The organism is Aeromonas sp. TECH754 (genome assembly GCF_056279295.1).
On the sequence record NZ_JBWBRA010000001.1, the window covers coordinates 1,375,718 to 1,389,778 of the forward strand.

The following is a 14,061-nucleotide window of genomic DNA, read 5'->3' on the forward strand; positions in this document are numbered from 1 at the left end:
GGAGCGGCAGGGACACCGGCCCGGATGGGGGCCTGGCCGCGCACCTTGCGGCCCGCGGAGCCGCTCGCTACAATCTGGCCCCTTTTGTCGTGCCAATGCACCGCCGAGCCGCCCCATGAAGCCAATCCCCGACCACGCCGTCAATCGCCTGCGCCTCTGGCGCAAGAGCATCTCGACCCGCCCCTTTCTCGCCCGTGGCGGCGCCGTGCCGCGCTGTGAAGCCTGCCAGCTGCGCCATGCCTGGTGTGCCTGTGAGTGGCGGCCCGAACTCAAGGCCGAGGCGGGTTTCTGCCTGCTGATGTACGACAGCGAGCCGATGAAGCCCTCCAACACTGGCCGCCTCATCGCCGATGTGCTGCCACAGACGACCTGGGCCTTCCTCTGGCAGCGCACCCAGCCCCATCCCGAGTTGCTGGCCCTGCTGGCGGATCCCGCCTGGCAACCCTATGTGGTGTTCCCCGCTTGCGAGAAGGAGCCGGCACGGCTGACCGAGCGGGTTGCGCTGGCACCCGGCAAGAAACCGCTCTTCATCCTGCTCGACGGCACCTGGCCCGAGGCGCGCAAGATGTTCAACATGAGCCCCTATCTGGATGGCTTCCCCGTGTTGTCGGTGAAACCGGAGGCGCTCTCCACCTACGGCATGCGGGTGGCCAATTGCGACGAGCACCTGTGCACCGCCGAGGTGGCGGCCTGTGTGCTGGAGGTCGCCGGCGAGCTGCCTGCGGGTCAGGCCCTGCAACTCTGGTTCAACCTGTTCAGCAGTCGTTATATGGCAGGACGGGTGAGCCGGGCCCCCGGTGAGGATGAGGCGGCTCTGTTGCAGGGCTTGGCAGCGATCAGGGGCAGGGGAGAAGGCCAGCCAGATGAGAATGCCGCCTGATGTCGACACATGGGTGTAAAGAGGGCATCACCGCCATTGCCTGCCACTGTGTCGTTGGCGTCATGGCGCCGTGGGTGGGTGCTGGGTTATGGATGACGATCAGGAATCACATCAGTTACCGGCCATCGTGTCGTTGGCGGCATGGCGCCGTGCCATTGATGAAAATCAGGAATCGATTGGCTGCCACTGTTTCGTTAGCCTCATGAGCGCGAGCCCGCTAGGATAGCGACCAGCTCGACTCATTCAGGTTCCCGGCGCCGGTGCGGCGGGCGCCACAATCACACGAGGTCTATGGATGGAATTGGAACTGTACACCCTGGTCGCCCTGTTCGGGGTTGCTCTCATTGCCGGCTTTATCGACGCCATCGCCGGGGGCGGCGGCCTCTTGACGGTGCCGGCCTTGCTGGCGACCGGCATGCCGCCGGCCCTGGTGCTCGGCACCAACAAGCTGCAGAGCAGTTTCGGCTCCTTCTCCGCCACCTGGTTCTATGCCCGCAAGGGGTTGCTGGAGTGGGCCATGATCTGGCCTGCGGTGATCTGCACCTTCATCGGAGCGGCCATCGGCACCCTGGCGGTGCAGACCATAGATGCCGCCATCCTGGAGCGGTTGCTGCCCTTCCTGCTGATGGCCTTTGCCTGTTACTTCTACTTCTCTCCCCGGGTGAGCGATGCCGAGAGCACTCGCCGCCTCACCCCCATGCTGTTCGCGCTGCTGGTGGGGGGGGGAGTTGGTTTCTATGACGGCTTCTTCGGGCCAGGCACCGGATCGTTCTTCGCCATCGGCTTCGTGGCCTTGGCGGGCTTTGGCATGGCGCGGGCCACCGCCCACACCAAGCTGCTCAACTTCACCTCCAACATCGCCTCCCTGCTGTTCTTCGCCCTCGGTGGCAAGGTGGTGTGGAGCGTCGGTTTCTGCATGGCGCTCGGCCAGTTTATCGGCGCCCGTGCCGGCTCCAAGCTGGTGCTGCAGAAGGGGGTGAAGCTCATCAAGCCGCTGCTGGTGACCGTCTCTCTGCTGATGTCGGCCAAGCTGGTGTGGAGCCAGTATCCCGAACTGTTCGCCTGGATAAGCTAGGTTATGGCTCAGTCGATGTCCGTTATCGCATGCTGCTCTGGAACCAATAGGTCAGCCAGGTGATCTCACCTGCTGATGTCTGTTGCAGCATTCCGGCCTGGAGCCAGTATCCCGAACTGTTCGCCTGGATAAGCTGAAGTCATTCTGTGTCGATATTGGATACAAGCAGGCCGCGTGATCGCGGCCTGCTTGTATCCGTTGCCATCAGTTTCCCACTATCCGGGCGAAGTGCGCTCTGATCCCGTCAACCAGGCGGGCGAGGCGTTCCCGCTTCAGGCTGCTCTGCCGATAGACCAGGTGCAGCGGCCGGCCCAACCCCGGCAAGGGTTGGGCTCTTTGACCCTGCTCTCCCACCAGCGCCAGCAAACCGGCTGGCAGCAGCACGGGGCCTATGCCCGCCTTGGCGAGTTCAATCAGCGCCAGATAGGAGTCCAGCTCCATGGCGGGTACCAGCCCCAGAGCGGCCAGTGGCTCGCGCAGATAGCGGTTGGAGGGGTTGTCCAGATCCATGGTCAGGATGGTGCGCCCCTGATCGGGCCTTGCCCCTTGCGCCTGATCGGCTTCTTTCTCTCCCACCAGATAGAAGGGCTCCTCCAGCAACAGCTCGGCGCACAGGCCGTGGCCGGGCGGCAACCGACCGGCGCAGATGCCGAGCAGGGCATCGCCGCCGCGCACCCGCGCCAGGATCACCGGGGTGTGGTGGGTGGAGAGGGCGAGGCAGGGATCCTGACCAAGATAGTCGTGCATGAAGCGGGCGAGATAGCCCGCCAGCAGCGTTTCGGAGCAGGCGACGGGCAGAGGCGTCCGGTCGGTGAGAGTCTGGCTGTCCGCCAGCACCCCCTTCATTTCCGCGAGGCTCGGTGCCACTCGGGCGAGCAGCTCCAGGGCCTGGGGGGTGAGCCTGATCTGGCGGCCATCCGGCTCGATGAGCTTCTTGCCGAGGCGTTGCTCGAGCTGAGCGATGCGCTTGCTCACCGCCGACTGGCTGATATAGAGGCGACTGGCCACCTTGGCCATGGTGCCCTCGCTCGCCAGCAAGCTGAGTGTCTCCAGCCCTTCCAGTAACATATCGCCTCCCGTCATCCTCGTTGGAAGGCGTTACCTTAGGGGCAGCCGCGCTCAGGGGCAAGTGCCATTCGTCGCCTTGGCAGAGGGCCAGCGCCAGCTCTTCAGGGGCGGGGCGAAGATCACCAGGTTACCGATGAGGCTGGCCACCACCCCCACCACCGAGACGCTCTGCCAGACGAAGCCCTCATACAGGGTCGAGAGGCTCAGCGCCACCAGCGGGAACAGTACTGTGGCGTAGGCGGCCTTGCTGGCGCCGATGCGGCCCACCAGGGTGAGGTAGGCGGTGAAGGCGATGACGGAGCCGAAGATGGCCAGATAGACCATGGCAGCCAGGTAGCGGGGCTCGGTTGGCAGGGTCAGTGATTGGCCGAGCAGCACGACCCAGCCCAGCAACAGCACCACCCCGTACACCATGCCCCAGGGCACCATCTGCAGCACCTGATAACCCTGGCGCTGGCCACGGGCCGACACCAGGTTGCCGAGTGAAAAGCAGAGCGTGCCGGCGCAGGAGAACAACAGCCCCTTCCAGGCGTTTGCACCCAGTTGCGCATCCGCCAGCACCGGCCAGAACAGCAAGAGGGTGCCGACGAGCCCCAACACAGAGCCCTGCAGCCAGCGCAGACCCGGTTTTTTGCCTTCGAACAACCAGAGGTTGAGGCCGTTGAAGACGCTGGCGCTGGCGAAGATCACCGCCGACAGGCCGCTCGGGATATAGAGGGTCGCGTGGTAGAAGCAGAGAAAGTTGGTGGAGAACAGCAAGGCGCCGAGCAGGGCCGCGTAACGCTGGCCGGCCCAGGGCAGGCGCGGGAACTTGCCGCTCACCGTGAGCAGGGCAAACAGCGCCAGCGCCGCCAGCGCGAAGCGATAGAGCACCGAGACCTCGATGGGAATGGGGCCGAGTTGCCAGGCGATGGCGATCCAGGTGCTGCCCCAGATAAGGACGGTGGCGAGGTAGAGCATGATGTTCATAAGGGATCCGGTGAGAAAAGGAGAACAAGATAGGGATCAGCATGGGCCGCCTGGGGCGCGCTGGCTTACAGCATCTTGCGGTTTTTTTGGTATGGCCGCTGCGGCGGGCCCAGGGGCGGGGTAAGATGGGGCAGGATGACGGGCGAGGCACAGGCAGATTGCAGCAGATGAGGCAGGCGGGAGTATTCGATGCACTGGTCAGCACGGGGGCGCGGCTGGAGGATTCCTGCTGGCTGGAGCCCGGGCTCGGGGTCGCCAGTTGGCGCAACTGTTACGATCAGACCCGCTACCACAAGCCCGGCCATCACACGGTCAGCGTCTACCTGCAGGGGGGAGAGCAGACCGAGCGGCTGGACGGGCCCGGTGGTCACGGCGGCACCGGCAAGGTGTGCATCATGCCGGATCACCACAGATCCGAGTGGCTGGTGCGGGAAGAGTTTCGCTTCTTCCACCTCTATTTCAGCCCCGATCACCTTGGCCGCATCGCCGAGCAGGCCTGCGACAAGGAAGGGCGTCATCTGGTGTTGGAAGACAAGACCTTCATCGATGATCCACAAGCCGCGGCCCTGGTGCAGGCCCAGCTGATGAAGCTGGACTGGCAGCATGGGGTGGATCGCATGGCGCTCTCCCACGGCGCCTGGATGCTGATGTTGCACGCCTATCGCCACCACACCCGGGAGGCGCCCGGCCTGCCCGAGGTGCGCGGCGGGCTGGCACCCGGGGTGATCCGGCGGGTGCAAGAGTACCTGCTGGCCCACCTGGCCGAGCCCGTTACCTTGAGCGATCTGGCCCGGGAGGCGGGCTTAAGCGAATATCACTTCGCCCGCATGTTCGGCCAGAGCCTGGGTTGCCCACCCCATCGCTACCTGCTGGGGCTGAGGCTCAAGCATGCCAAGCAGCTGTTGGCGGGACCCGATCCCCTGGCCAGCATCGCCGCCCAGTGCGGCTTCTCCTCCCAGGCGCACCTCGGCAACCGCTTCCGGGAGGCCTTCGGCCTGAGCCCGGGCCAGTGGCGCGCGCAATTGTCATTCTCCTGTCACAGATAACGCTGAGACTCTGGGCCAAAGAGGTGTACCCTCTGTCCCTTGCCCATAAAAAGGAATGCCCATTGAATCATCGCAAGCGTCAGACCCGCACCCGCCATCTCTGGTTCAGCCACTGGAATGCTCCCCAAGGCCGCACCTTTGTTCCCGCCCCTCCCGAACCCCTCGTTCCTCACAGTTCCCGCTAAAAGTCCCCATTAGCCGATAGGATTTTGCTGGCAACTTTGCCACTATGACGCCATCAGCATGGACTTGGGTATGGCCTCATGTTTCTGGAACGTATTGAAGTCAAAGGTTTTCGCGGGATAAATAGACTCTCGCTCGGGCTGGATCACACCACGGTCCTCATCGGCGAGAACGCCTGGGGCAAATCCAGCCTGCTGCGCGCCCTCTGGTGCCTGCTGGGGGATGCCGAGCCCTACCAATTCGTGCGCGATGACTTCCACCAACCGGAAGATCCTGAGTTGGCCTCGTCGCGCAACCTGCAACTGGTACTCACCTTCAGCGAGTACCGGCCCCAGATGTGCCAGCATTCGCACCGCCTGGCGCGCCTCGGCGCGGCCTGGATCCCGCATCGGGACAAGTTTCATCGCATCCACTATCGCGCCAGCGCCGAACTGCAAGATGATGGCTCTGTGCTGACCACCCACGACTTTCTCGATGGCATCGGCAAGAGCCTGGAGCTCGACAACAACGCCGAGCTGGTGCGGCTGCTCATCACCATGAACCCGGTGTTCCGGCTGCGGGATGCCCGCACCAACCGCGACGGTGCCGAAACGCTGCCCTGGGGGGACTTGTCCACCCAGGGGTTGGGGGAGCTGTCCGGCAAGTTGACGGATGAGCCCCAGCGCATCGGCGAACCCGAGCTGAAGGAGGCGCTGGAGGCGGTGCGCCAACTGATGGAGCACTACTTCAGTGCCCTGGCGCCCATCAAGAACAAGCCGCGCAGCCAGCGGGAGATCGTCAACAGGCCCATGACACTGCGCAACCCCGGCAACCTGCAGATGTTGCTGCGCAATGCGGACAACCGGGCACTGCAACTGGCGATGGCGGGCATGGCGGCCATGCTGCTCAACGCCCGTGGCAACCGGGAGCTGGCACAGGGGGCCAGGCCCATCATGATCCTGGAAGATCCCGAGAGCCGGCTGCACCCGACCATGCTGGCGCTGGCCTGGGGTCTGCTCGAGCAGTTGCCAGGGCAGAAGCTGCTCACCACCAACTCGGGGGATCTGCTCTCCTCCTTGCCCCTTAACCAGGTACGCCGTCTGGTGCGCCGCCAGCAGGACATCCTCTGCCATCAGCTCGGCGGCGAGCGCTACAGCAGCGACGATCTGCGCAAGATCGCCTTCCACGTGCGCATCAACAGACCCATGTCGCTGTTCGCCCGCAGCTGGTTGCTGGTGGAGGGGGAGACCGAGATCTGGCTGCTCTCCGAGCTCGCCCAGATCTGCGGTTACAGCCTGCGGGCGGAAGGGGTGCGCATCATCGAATTCGCCCAGTGTGGGCAGGCGCCGCTCATCAAGGTGGCGCGTGACTTTGGCATCGAGTGGCATCTGCTCACCGACGGCGACGAGGCCGGCATCAAGTACGCCACCTCCGCCCGTTCACTGCTCAAGGGTGAGCGGGAGCGCGACCGGATCACCCAGTTGCCGGCGGCCGACATAGAGCATTATCTCTATCACAACGGGTTCGAGGCGGTATTTAGGCGTGAGGCCGGGGTAGGGGGGCGCTCGGCCCTCAATGCCGGACGCATCATCTCCAAGGCCATCCATCATCGCAGCAAACCCGGCATGGCGCTGGCGGTGGTGGAAGAGGCGGAGCGACTCGGCAGCGAGCACATACCGCCGGTGATCCGGCAGATGTTCGCCAGGGTGGTCGCCCTGGCACGGGGGCAGAGCTAGATCCGGCGATCGGCTTTGCCAGCGTTGGGGATGGGGGGGAGTTTGGATATACTCCCCCTCTGTTTTTATTGGCGGGCGCTTTTTTGACCCCCGTTATCTGTCTGCTGTCGGAGACCCTATGTTCGTCCAACTTCCTTTTTGGCTCTTCCCACTGACCGGCCTGATGGCCCTGGGGGCCCTGATCGCCCTTGGCCTGGTGCTGTGGCGGGGGGATCTCTGCCCGGGCCAGCGCTCGCGGATCACCAATCAGCTGTTCTCCATCTGGGTGATCACCGGGCTCTCCCTGATGCTGGCCATCGAGGCCGGGATGCGTGGCTGGCTGCTCTGGAGCGGGGGGGCCGCCCTGATCCTGGGGATAGCCCTGTCACTGGCCCAGTCCCGGCTGGAGGGCAAGCGCGCCATCCCGTCCAGCTTGCTGTGGCTGCCGGCCATGCCGCTCGCCCTGTACGGGGTGGGTCTGCTGCAGATCCAGGGCTGGCTCGGTGGCGTGCTGCAGATGATGCTGCTGGGGGCGGCCTTCGCCCACCTGATGCTGCTGCGTGCCCGCCACCGCCTGCAGGCATTCAATCTGCTGCTGCCGCTGGCAGGGCTGGTTGCCGCCATTCTGAGTCTGCTCTGGCTGGCGGTGCTGGTGGGGTGGCAGGGCAACAATGAGGGGCTCGATGGGCTGATCCCCGGGGTACTGACCCAGGCGGGCCTGCTGGTTGCCGCCTTGCTGCTCTGGTTCAGTCCCCTCTATCGCCAGCAGGAGACGGCTCCGGTGGTGGTGTCGACCACCCTGTGCGGCCTCATCATCGCCCAGCTGGCGGCGACCAGCGTGTTGCATCAGCTGATCTGATATCGCTTGAGAAGATGATCCCAACTGAAAAAGCCCGCCCCGACACTGTCGGGGCGGGCTTTTTACGGCGCTATCGCCGCCACCCAGTATGGGCAAACAACGGCTCCAAGGCATGGCTATTATCCAGGGGAATCGTCAGTTGACCGCCACACCCGCCGTTTTCAATGCGGCCGCCAAATCCTGCGCCTCCTCACATTGTCCACACAGCTCCTGCAAAATATGCAGCTGATCCTTCGCCCTCTGCGGATCCCCGTTTTGCAGATGTGCCTCGCCCAGGTATTCATGGGCACCCAGATGCTTGGGGTTAAGCTTCAGGGCCTGGTAGTAGTAAGGGAACGCCTCGGACAGTCGGCCCGACTTGCGCGCCACATAACCTGACCAGTTCCACACATCGGCCGAATTGGCGTCGTCGCGGCGCAGATCGCGCAGTACCGCCTCGGCTTGTGGCCATTGCTGCTCCTTGACCAGTTGCTCAGCCTGTTGCAGCTGTTGCTGCGTATTTTTCTGGGGTGCCAGTGACTCACCGCCACCGCCCCCCCCACCTCCTGAAGCGACAGCCGCCGCGCTCAGGAACAAGCAAATGCCCATCAATGCTGTTTTCATGATCTCTCTCCATGATAGGGGGCTGGATAGTCACTGACCCCATACCGTAACTTAGACCAATTTTTTGCCTCAATAGGCGATAGACTCGCGCTCGGCAATATAGAAAGACGCGCCAGGCTGGAGGGGATCCCGTTGATCAGGGCCGAGATGGAAAGGGCTGCGCGTGATACCCGGCCAAATAGTGAAAACTTCGGGATACCAGACGGGGTTTGCCACCCATCAAAGCGGCGAAGCCAGGTTGCTATCCAATTGATTTGTTTGAAAATCACGCTTTGCGTTTTAAAAACAAACAATTCATGCCACTTTGCATCGGTAAATAAACTTTTTTAGGATATTTACTTGCAATTTTAACTCTCGGGCCTATTATTGGCGACCTCAGACGCGGGGTGGAGCAGCTCGGTAGCTCGTCGGGCTCATAACCCGAAGGTCGTCGGTTCAAATCCGGCCCCCGCAACCATCTGAGTGTCAGCATCGAAAACACGGTTCAAGTGGGAATAGATGAAGGCGGATCGAATTGGCTTCTGCTCGGCCAGTTTGAAAAATACGGACGCGGGGTGGAGCAGCTCGGTAGCTCGTCGGGCTCATAACCCGAAGGTCGTCAGTTCAAATCTGGCCCCCGCAACCAACTATTTGTGTGCATGGCACGGCATCTGCCGCTGCGATGCTGCGAACACACAAGCTGCTACTGCTCGGCAGGCTTGTGGTGAAAAGTCCTGGCAACAGGCAACAATTCGGACGCGGGGTGGAGCAGCTCGGTAGCTCGTCGGGCTCATAACCCGAAGGTCGTCAGTTCAAATCTGGCCCCCGCAACCAACTATTTGTGTGCATGGCACGGCATCTGCCGCTGCGATGCTGCGAAGACACAAGCTGCTACTGCTCGGCATGCTTGTGGTGAAAAGTCCTGGCAACAGGCAACAATTCGGACGCGGGGTGGAGCAGCTCGGTAGCTCGTCGGGCTCATAACCCGAAGGTCGTCAGTTCAAATCTGGCCCCCGCAACCAACTATTTGTGTGTATGGCACGGCATCTGCCGCTGCGATACTGCGAACACACAAGCTGCTACTGCTCGGCAGGCTTGTGGTGAAAAGTCCTGGCAACAGGCAACAATTCGGACGCGGGGTGGAGCAGCTCGGTAGCTCGTCGGGCTCATAACCCGAAGGTCGTCAGTTCAAATCTGGCCCCCGCAACCAACTATTTGTGTGCATGGCACGGCATCTGCCGCTGCGATGCTGCGAACACACAAGCTGCTACTGCTCGGCAGGCTTGTGGTGAAAAGTCCTGGCAACAGGCAACAATTCGGACGCGGGGTGGAGCAGCTCGGTAGCTCGTCGGGCTCATAACCCGAAGGTCGTCAGTTCAAATCTGGCCCCCGCAACCAACTATTTGTGTGCATGGCACGGCATCTGCCGCTGCGATGCTGCGAACACACAAGCTGCTACTGCTCGGCATGCTTGTGGTGAAAAGTCCTGGCAACAGGCAACAATTCGGACGCGGGGTGGAGCAGCTCGGTAGCTCGTCGGGCTCATAACCCGAAGGTCGTCAGTTCAAATCTGGCCCCCGCAACCAACTATTTGTGTGCATGGCACGGCATCTGCCGCTGCGATGCTGCGAACACACAAGCTGCTACTGCTCGGTATGCTTGTGGTGAAAAGTCCTGGCAACAGGCAACAATTCGGACGCGGGGTGGAGCAGCTCGGTAGCTCGTCGGGCTCATAACCCGAAGGTCGTCGGTTCAAATCCGGCCCCCGCAACCAACTTGTCGTCATTCCCTCCCTATCTGTTATCCCCATACCTGTCTATCACCCTGATCTTGAACATTAATTTTCAAGTTGCTGGTCGTCGCCGTCCCTTGTTCGGTATCATCGTGGCTTCTGTTCATGGATGAGGCCTCTCCTTATGTTGCAACCCTTCCGTTATCACCCTCCCAAGATAGAGTTTCAGGACATCAGCCTGACCGAGCTGATGGCAAGCCCGGTGCCCGTCAAGCTGCTGTTGATCGCCGACACCGAGCGCAGCCAGCGCCTGGCTGAGCCCGCCTTTGCCGGCGTGGCGACCCAGATAGCCCTGGGCCAGAAGGCGCCATACCGGTTGGCGGATGCACAGGGCCTGCAACTGGTGATCTTCGTGGATCCCGAGGCGAGCCTGGATCATCGGCTCTACAAGCAGGCTCGCAGCTGGGTCGCCCCCCTGGCCGGACTCAAGGTGGCGCAGCTGGCGCTGCATCTGGCCGGGTTCGACGACGACACCCGCTCGCGTCTGGCGGAGCTGGTACTCGCCACTCTGCTCGCGGCCAATGTGCCGTTGCCCCATCACAAGCAGCAGGCCGAGGCGCCTGGCTGCTACCAGAGTCTGACGATCTCTCCTCCTTGTGAGCTCGATCTGGCCCGTCTGCAGGCCGAAGTGCAGGGGAATGGCCTGGCCCGGCACCTCGCCGTGCTGCCGGCCTCCGATCTGACAGCCCGCAGCTATCGGGACTGTGCACGGCAACTGGCCAAGGAGGAGGGCTGGCAGTGGCAGGAGTTCGATGAGGCCGCGCTCGCCAAGCTCGGTGCCGGCGCCTTCCTGGCGGTGGCCAGGGGATCGGATGACAACCAGGCCGCCATCGTCAAGCTCAGCTATTGCCCGACGGCGCCTGCGCGTCGCATCGCCCTGGTGGGCAAGGGGATCTGTCACGATTCAGGAGGTTACAATCTGAAAGTCGGCGGCAGTATGTATGGCATGCACTTGGACATGGGGGGCAGCGCGGTGGCGCTGGGCACTCTCCTGGCGATCAGCCGGGCCGGGCTGCCCATCGAGGCACACTGCTGGCTCGCCATCGCCGAGAACCACATAGGCCCCAAGGCCTATCGACCCGGCGAGGTAGTGACCGCCTCCAACGGCACCACCATCGAGGTGGTGGACACCGATGCCGAGGGACGCATGGTGCTGGCGGATGCCCTCGCCATGGCGGCGCAGGACAAGCCGGACTTGCTGATCGACTACGCCACCCTGACCGGGGCCTGCAAGCGGGCGCTCGGCAGTCGTTACAGCGGTGCCTTCACCAACCGCCCCGAGTGGCTCGGTGAGCTGATAAGCCTGGGTCAGCGCAGCGGTGAGCGAGTCTGGCCCTTCCCGCTGGACGAGGACTACGATGACAACCTCGATAGCGAATGGGCAGATCTGTTACAGTGCGCGCCGGGAGCCTCGCCGGATCACATCGATGCCGCCCGTTTCCTCAGCCGCTTCGTGCCCCAAGAGACCCCCTGGTTGCACCTCGATTTGAGCGGTTTTCGCAACAAGGGCGGCAATGGCGTGGTCAGCAGCGAGGTGACCGGTTTCGGGGTCAGGCTGACGCTGGACTTGCTGGGCAGCCCCCTCGGCCGCCGTGAACTCGATGAACAAGACAAATAAGGGATCCCGTGAAAGTACCAAGTTATGACTGGGTGTTGTTCGATCTGGACGAAACACTGCTCGATTTCCCGGTCGCCAAGGCGCTGGAGCAGACACTGCAGATCTACGGTGTGATGCCCACGCCTCCCAAGATGGCGGAGTACCACGAGCTGAACCACCGGCTCTGGCAGCAATACAACTCGGGGGAGATCGATGCCGCTCACCTGCAACAGACCCGCTTCTCGCTGTTTGCCGAGCAGGTCGATGTGGCACCCATGGCGATGAACGACACCTTCTTGCAGCAGATCATTGCCCTGAGCATGCCGCTGGACGGAGTGGTCGAGACGCTGCAGGCGTTCCAGCAAAGGGGCGTGCGGATGGGGATCATCACCAACGGCTTCAGCCTGCCCCAGCGGGGTCGTCTGGACAAGCTGGGCTGGAGCGAGTGGTTCGAGCCGCTGGTGATCTCCGACGAGGTGCATGTCACCAAGCCGGCCGCCGCCATCTTCCAGCATGCGCTCGCCTTGATGGGGCAACCGAGCCCGGCGCGGGTGTTGATGGTGGGGGACAATCCCAAGACAGACATCGCCGGCGCCGCGGCGCAGGGGCTTGCCACCTGCTGGTACAACCCGGATCAACATGACACGCCGTGCGAGTCGACCCACGAGATCCACCACTTCGCCCACCTCGGCGCCATCGTGCTGGGATAATAAGAAAAGGCGCCAATAGGGCGTCTGCAATAAAAAGGCAGCCCCTGGGCTGCCTTTTTACATGTTATGTCCTTGGAACCTGCTCACGATCCTACTGCGAGGTCATGAGCAAGGCGCATGTGCTGCCCGCGTATGTGACACCCAGTGCTCATTTATGCCTATCGACTCCGGTTCCTGCGCCGCTCTTTACCTTGCAGGCGATCTCTCGTCATCGATCGTGAACAGGTGCTTAAGGAGCGAGCCGGCTGAGCAACCAGGACTCGAGCAGGGCGACTCCGTGCACCAGCACGGATTCGTCGAAGTCGAACTCTGGATGGTGGTGGGGGGCCGCCAGTTTGGCCCCCAGGATCAAATAGGCGGCCTGCCCGCCATTGTGCTGCACCCGCTCGATGAGAAAACCGGCGTCTTCGCTGGCGCCGAAGCGGCGGGTATGGACGGTCTCGAGTGTGAGCGCCTGTGCCAGCGGCACTATCTCCTCGAGCAGGGCCGGGCTGTTCTCGATGCCGATGGCCTCTCCCTGTTTGCGAATGAGGTAGGTGGCCCCCTGCATCAGGGCGGCCCCTTCCACTATCTGCTGCACCTGGCCGAACATGTAGTTGTTGAGCTCTGGGGTGGCACCGCGGGTTTCTCCCTGCAGGCGAGCGTGGCCCGGTATCACATTGCGACCGCTGCCGCCGCTGAGCTGGCCCACGTTGATGCGGGTCATGCCGTCGCGGTGGCGCGGGATCCCGAGCATGGCGGTGGTGGCCATGCAGGCCGCCGCCAGTGCGTTGTTGCCGGCATTGGGTTCGAGCCCCGCGTGGGCGGCGCGCCCCATGAATTCCACGTCAAATTTTGTTGAACAGAGAAACTCGGTGGGATTGACCACCAGCTCGCCACTGTCCGCATGAATGCCGATGTGCAGCGCCAGCAGGGCATCCACGTCGTCGAGCTGACCACCGGCCGCCAGCGCCTTGCCACCGCGGCATCCCTCCTCGGCGGGCTGGAAGAACAGCTTGATGCGACCGTTTAGTCGATCGGCCAGGGCGGCAATGCGCTCGGCCAGCACCAGCCCGATGGCGGTGTGGCCATCGTGGGCGCAGGCGTGCATCCAGCCAGGATTGCTGGAGCGCCACCCCTCCTGGCTGGGGACGTGCTGCTCTGCCGGGCTTTCGTCCACCTCCACCGCATCGATGTCGAAGCGCAGCGCCAGGGTCGGACCCGAACGGCCCGTCTCCCACAAGCCCATCACCCCCGTTATCTCGTCGATGCGAGCCAGCCAGTCGGGATGGGCCCCCTGACGCAGAGCACGTTCTTTCTGGGCCTGCACATCGATCTCTCGCCCCATGATGAGGGGGCTGGCCAGCAGCTTGTCGCCCAGCATGACGTCGAATCCGAGCTCTGAGAGATGGTGGGCGATGAGAGAGCTGGTGCGAAATTCACACCAGGCCGCTTCGGGCAGACGATGAAGATCACGGCGCCAGTGGCGCAGAGCATCTTGAGTCATGGTAATTCCTGCATTGGCGAGTCCAGCGGACATTGTGACGGGCAGGGGAGCAAGAGTAAATCCCGCAGTAGAAATGCAACAAGGGGAGCAATAGGCTCCCCTTGAAGATCATGGTGATGA

At 62.9% G+C, this 14,061-nt stretch carries 11 protein-coding genes and 8 tRNA genes; 15 read left to right on the forward strand and 4 right to left on the reverse strand.

Annotated features, from left to right (window positions below; all coding sequences use genetic code 11):
* Positions 1 to 115: 115 nt before the first annotated feature.
* Both ACZ9IL_RS05910 and ACZ9IL_RS05915 read left to right on the forward strand, forming a co-directional pair.
* A complete protein-coding gene (locus ACZ9IL_RS05910; RefSeq protein ID WP_476002676.1) occupies positions 116 to 880 on the forward strand; it encodes a tRNA-uridine aminocarboxypropyltransferase in 765 nt (254 codons plus the stop codon).
* Positions 881 to 1,175: 295 nt separating this feature from the next.
* A complete protein-coding gene (locus ACZ9IL_RS05915) occupies positions 1,176 to 1,955 on the forward strand; it encodes a TSUP family transporter (RefSeq protein ID WP_476002677.1) in 780 nt (259 codons plus the stop codon).
* Positions 1,956 to 2,159: 204 nt separating this feature from the next.
* Here the strand turns inward: ACZ9IL_RS05915 and ACZ9IL_RS05920 are convergent, their stop codons facing one another.
* On the reverse strand, positions 2,160 to 3,023 hold the full coding sequence (locus tag ACZ9IL_RS05920) for a LysR family transcriptional regulator (RefSeq protein ID WP_476002678.1): 864 nt from the start codon (positions 3,021 to 3,023) through the stop codon (positions 2,160 to 2,162).
* Positions 3,024 to 3,074: 51 nt separating this feature from the next.
* Positions 3,075 to 3,992, reverse strand: a complete 918-nt coding sequence (locus tag ACZ9IL_RS05925) for a DMT family transporter (RefSeq protein WP_476002679.1) — start codon at positions 3,990 to 3,992, stop codon at positions 3,075 to 3,077.
* Between the two features lie 167 nt (positions 3,993 to 4,159).
* On the opposite strand from ACZ9IL_RS05925, the gene ACZ9IL_RS05930 reads away from it, so the two are divergent.
* The 3 genes from ACZ9IL_RS05930 to ACZ9IL_RS05940 all read left to right on the forward strand — a co-directional run bounded on the left by ACZ9IL_RS05930 (position 4,160) and on the right by ACZ9IL_RS05940 (position 7,774).
* Complete coding sequence (locus tag ACZ9IL_RS05930) at positions 4,160 to 5,038, forward strand: helix-turn-helix domain-containing protein (RefSeq protein WP_476005306.1); 879 nt, start codon at positions 4,160 to 4,162, stop codon at positions 5,036 to 5,038.
* A gap of 263 nt (positions 5,039 to 5,301) precedes the next feature.
* Positions 5,302 to 6,936, forward strand: coding sequence for a DUF2813 domain-containing protein (locus ACZ9IL_RS05935; RefSeq protein WP_476002680.1), 1,635 nt, complete (start codon positions 5,302 to 5,304; stop codon positions 6,934 to 6,936).
* 118 nt (positions 6,937 to 7,054) lie between these two features.
* Positions 7,055 to 7,774, forward strand: a complete 720-nt coding sequence (locus tag ACZ9IL_RS05940) for a hypothetical protein (protein WP_476002681.1) — start codon at positions 7,055 to 7,057, stop codon at positions 7,772 to 7,774.
* A 135-nt stretch (positions 7,775 to 7,909) separates the two neighbouring features.
* On the opposite strand, the gene ACZ9IL_RS05945 is transcribed toward ACZ9IL_RS05940, so the two are convergent.
* The gene (locus ACZ9IL_RS05945) at positions 7,910 to 8,377 is read right to left on the reverse strand and encodes a tetratricopeptide repeat protein (RefSeq protein WP_476002682.1); all 468 of its coding nucleotides are present in this window, start codon (positions 8,375 to 8,377) and stop codon (positions 7,910 to 7,912) included.
* Positions 8,378 to 8,757: 380 nt separating this feature from the next.
* Here ACZ9IL_RS05945 and ACZ9IL_RS05950 point away from each other — a divergent pair.
* From ACZ9IL_RS05950 to yjjG, 10 genes are all read left to right on the forward strand, one after another.
* Positions 8,758 to 8,834: transfer RNA gene (locus ACZ9IL_RS05950), tRNA-Met, on the forward strand.
* A gap of 91 nt (positions 8,835 to 8,925) precedes the next feature.
* Positions 8,926 to 9,002, forward strand: a tRNA-Met gene (locus tag ACZ9IL_RS05955).
* 111 nt (positions 9,003 to 9,113) lie between these two features.
* Positions 9,114 to 9,190 (forward strand) — tRNA-Met (locus ACZ9IL_RS05960).
* A 111-nt stretch (positions 9,191 to 9,301) separates the two neighbouring features.
* A tRNA-Met gene (locus ACZ9IL_RS05965) sits at positions 9,302 to 9,378 on the forward strand.
* Positions 9,379 to 9,489: 111 nt separating this feature from the next.
* Positions 9,490 to 9,566 (forward strand) — tRNA-Met (locus tag ACZ9IL_RS05970).
* Between the two features lie 111 nt (positions 9,567 to 9,677).
* Positions 9,678 to 9,754, forward strand: a tRNA-Met gene (locus tag ACZ9IL_RS05975).
* Positions 9,755 to 9,865: 111 nt separating this feature from the next.
* Positions 9,866 to 9,942: transfer RNA gene (locus tag ACZ9IL_RS05980), tRNA-Met, on the forward strand.
* Between the two features lie 111 nt (positions 9,943 to 10,053).
* A tRNA-Met gene (locus tag ACZ9IL_RS05985) sits at positions 10,054 to 10,130 on the forward strand.
* A gap of 142 nt (positions 10,131 to 10,272) precedes the next feature.
* Positions 10,273 to 11,766 (forward strand): M17 family metallopeptidase, encoded by a 1,494-nt coding sequence (locus tag ACZ9IL_RS05990; protein WP_476002683.1) that lies wholly within the window; start codon positions 10,273 to 10,275, stop codon positions 11,764 to 11,766.
* A gap of 8 nt (positions 11,767 to 11,774) precedes the next feature.
* Positions 11,775 to 12,455, forward strand: coding sequence for a pyrimidine 5'-nucleotidase (yjjG, locus tag ACZ9IL_RS05995; protein WP_476002684.1), 681 nt, complete (start codon positions 11,775 to 11,777; stop codon positions 12,453 to 12,455).
* A 229-nt stretch (positions 12,456 to 12,684) separates the two neighbouring features.
* Here yjjG and ACZ9IL_RS06000 read toward each other — a convergent pair whose 3' ends face one another.
* Complete coding sequence (locus ACZ9IL_RS06000) at positions 12,685 to 13,941, reverse strand: amidohydrolase (RefSeq protein ID WP_476002685.1); 1,257 nt, start codon at positions 13,939 to 13,941, stop codon at positions 12,685 to 12,687.
* Positions 13,942 to 14,061 lie beyond the last annotated feature (120 nt).

Bases quoted from the DNA above. Each gene is read 5' to 3' on its own strand.
- ACZ9IL_RS05910 (WP_476002676.1), top strand. From the start codon at position 116: ATGAAGCCAATCCCCGACCACGCCGTCAATCGCCTGCGCCTCTGGCGC.
- ACZ9IL_RS05915 (WP_476002677.1), top strand. From the start codon at position 1,176: ATGGAATTGGAACTGTACACCCTGGTCGCCCTGTTCGGGGTTGCTCTC.
- ACZ9IL_RS05920 (WP_476002678.1), bottom strand. From the start codon at position 3,023: ATGTTACTGGAAGGGCTGGAGACACTCAGCTTGCTGGCGAGCGAGGGC.
- ACZ9IL_RS05925 (WP_476002679.1), bottom strand. From the start codon at position 3,992: ATGAACATCATGCTCTACCTCGCCACCGTCCTTATCTGGGGCAGCACC.
- ACZ9IL_RS05930 (WP_476005306.1), top strand. From the start codon at position 4,160: ATGAGGCAGGCGGGAGTATTCGATGCACTGGTCAGCACGGGGGCGCGG.
- ACZ9IL_RS05935 (WP_476002680.1), top strand. From the start codon at position 5,302: ATGTTTCTGGAACGTATTGAAGTCAAAGGTTTTCGCGGGATAAATAGA.
- ACZ9IL_RS05940 (WP_476002681.1), top strand. From the start codon at position 7,055: ATGTTCGTCCAACTTCCTTTTTGGCTCTTCCCACTGACCGGCCTGATG.
- ACZ9IL_RS05945 (WP_476002682.1), bottom strand. From the start codon at position 8,377: ATGAAAACAGCATTGATGGGCATTTGCTTGTTCCTGAGCGCGGCGGCT.
- ACZ9IL_RS05990 (WP_476002683.1), top strand. From the start codon at position 10,273: ATGTTGCAACCCTTCCGTTATCACCCTCCCAAGATAGAGTTTCAGGAC.
- ACZ9IL_RS06000 (WP_476002685.1), bottom strand. From the start codon at position 13,941: ATGACTCAAGATGCTCTGCGCCACTGGCGCCGTGATCTTCATCGTCTG.